The organism is Methylophaga sp. UBA5088 (genome assembly GCF_002414625.1).
GTDB classification, from domain to species: Bacteria; Pseudomonadota; Gammaproteobacteria; order Nitrosococcales; family Methylophagaceae; genus Methylophaga; species Methylophaga marina.
Genome location: NZ_DIAC01000077.1, coordinates 1282 through 4258, shown reverse-complemented (window position 1 = coordinate 4258; position 2977 = coordinate 1282). Strand labels below are relative to the sequence as shown.

Annotated in this window: 2 protein-coding genes; both read right to left on the bottom strand. The window is 41.0% G+C overall.

Features of this window, described 5'->3' with window-relative positions; genetic code table 11:
• Positions 1-319, bottom strand: a 319-nt coding sequence (locus tag B4K20_RS09870) for a hypothetical protein (protein WP_289282756.1), incomplete at its 3' end; no start/stop codon positions are given.
• 69 nt (positions 320-388) lie between these two features.
• On the bottom strand, positions 389-2779 hold the full coding sequence (locus B4K20_RS09865) for a Lon protease family protein (protein WP_289282755.1): 2391 nt from the start codon (positions 2777-2779) through the stop codon (positions 389-391).
• Between the last annotated feature and the right edge of the window lie 198 nt (positions 2780-2977).

Here is a 2977-nt window from a genome sequence, read left to right as displayed (position 1 = left end):
CTAAAGCAGAATACCCTAAATAGCCTAATCCTAGCCAGCCTTGAACAATCGGTATGCTATCGATCATGATGAGTGCGGTAGCTGCTTTATTTGCATCATCTTTATAAAAACTAGGCTTATAAGTGTACCGGTAAGGATGTAACTGATTGATTGCTTTATCAACTTGATAACAGCTCATTTGTTGCATATTTTGATCGGGTTTTACCACTGGCGGTTCAAAATAAATTGGCTCAGCAGGTACGGGTGGTAGTGTCATGGCATAAGCATTCATTGAAAAGGCCATATAGATAAAACACAATAGAACACTTAATCTTTGCATATGATTACTCCGTCATTTTTATATCTACTCTACTTATCGTCATCAACACCAGAGTCTTCAATAAACCCATCACTCAGCTGATGATTCTTTATCGTTACGGTTATGATCACCCCATTTTTGTATTTGCTTCATCACATGCGCATTAAATGTATCATCCGGAAAACCAATTTCTTCATCGTACTCACCTACTGGCATGTCAGACAATAATGCCAGAGCCTGATTGACATGACTCACACCGTAGATATGGAATTGTCCACTTTCCACAGCATTGATCACATCTTCTCGTAGCATGAGATGCTGCACATTTGTGGCAGGGATAATCACCCCTTGCTCACCGGTTAACTCACTGAGCTGACAAATATCAAAGAAACCTTCGATTTTTTCATTGACACCACCAATAGCCTGAACTTGCCCCATTTGATTCATGGATCCAGTTATTGCAATTGACTGCTTCATTGGAATGTTGGCGATGGAGGATAATAGAGCGCATAGTTCTGCAACCGTGGCACTATCACCGTCCACTTCACCATAATTTTGTTCAAAAACGATACTTGCTGACATCGATAACGGATTATCAGATGCATATGTTCGTCCCAAATAACCACTCAGAATTAATACGCCTTTAGAGTGTATGTCCCCACCGAGATCAACCTCACGTTCTATATCCACGATGTTGTCATCACCATAACGAGCTGAAACAGTCACTCTGGATGGCTGACCAAAGCTGAAGCCACCTATTCCCAGCACCGATAATGCATTGATTTGTCCAATCACTGAGCCTGATGTTGAAATATCAATAATATTTCGTTCAATTTGTTGATAAATCTGGCTTCGCAGCCGATCGAGCCTTTGTTCTCTTAACTTGATGGCGCTTTGCACATTATCTCTGGTGACAAGTGGATTCTTTTGCTGTTTCGCCAGAAAAGATGCTTCTCGTAATAAATCAGCCATATTGCCCATATGCAGAGAGAGTTTCTGGCTGTCTTCTATGCTCCTGGCACTATGTTCAATGACTTTAGCAATGGCATAGTTATCGAAATCAATTAATTTATATTTTTCAATGGTGCTTGCCATCATTTGAGCAAATAAGGTGTCGTTTTCAACACTTCGCGTCATTTCATCTTCAAAGTCAGCAACGACTTTAAAGAGGCCAGCGAACTCGGGATCCATCTCATATAACAGGTAATACAATTCTCTATCACCCAGTAAAACAACTTTCAGGTCCAAGGGTATTGGCTCAGGATCTAGAGACACTGTCGCCACGAGATTGTATATTTGCTCTAAAGCATCAAATCTTACTTCACGTGATTTTAATGCTCGCTTCAAGCCTTCCCAACCGTATGGCTGTAAAAGCAGTTGCTCTGCGTCAACGATCAAAAAACCACCATTTGCTTTGTGAAGCGCGCCTGCTTTAATCAAAGTAAAGTCGGTAACCAGAGCTCCCATCATCGCCATATTTTCGATGCAGCCAAGTAAGCTCTGATGATTGGGTAAATTTTCATACACGATTGGTGCACCATGCTTTTGACTGTTATCTACGACCAGATTGATTTGATAACGTTTGTGTATGTTAATGTCACTGGTAGCCTCTTCAGCAGATTGCTCATCTTTCAGAAAAGCATCCACATTACTGCGAAGATCTTTAAGCATAGCGTCAAAATATTGCTGTAACTTGCTTGAGCTTGGATAGGCATGCTTGAGTTTGTTGACATGTTTACTCAACACTTCCAGTGCGACTTCATCGTTGAGAGCCTGCAGCTGTTTTGTATTGTTTCTCTCCCACTCTCTGATATCTAATAGGGTTTGTTGAAGGTCTTCATGTAAATCTGCTATGGCATTCTCTGCTTCTTCCTGCTGAGCCGCTGGTAATTGCTCAAATTCTTCAGAAGTCATCGCTTCGCCATTATGCTGAGCAGCAAAAGCATAATGCCCATCTTGCAGCCTTAATAAGACAATACCCTTCCGATCAGCTTCCTTTTGTAATACGCCAAATAATCTGACGCGATGTTTACGGGTTGCTTCATCAAGACTTCTTAGCCGCCCACGATAATATTCATCATCAAAGGCTTGAGGTAGTTCCTCCTTCAATGCATCAATAACATCCTCAATATCTTGACGAAGTTGCTTAGCCTGCCCTGCTGGCAAACTCAGTGCATAAGGTCGTTGTGGATCATCAAAATTATTCAGATAAGCCCAATCTTTGGCCGCAGGAAGATGCTCAACATGTTGCTCAAGATAACGCCGGGTTAAGGTATATTTGCCTGCCCCAGCTGGTCCCATTACAAATAAGTTATAACCATCCGCATCAATATGACTGCCAAACTCGATGGCGCTCAATGCGCGCTGTTGACCAATAACTTCATTCGTCGCTTTAAGATCTTGAGTGGAAGAAAATGTCCACTGTTCAGGATTACAATGATGATATAAATCACTGACTTGTAATTTTGTGCTCTCAGGCATAGTTTTCTCGATTTGAATAAGTTACTTTAAGCTTAAGTCTAAGGAAAAAATAGACAATATACGATGGGAGAATCAGATGTCACCAAATGATTATGATGAAAAACGGGCATATCACCGAATGAAAATCGATACGCCTATTACATTTTCCTTAAGTGGCGATAAAGAAATAACACACAGGGGAATCAGTAAAAATTTAAG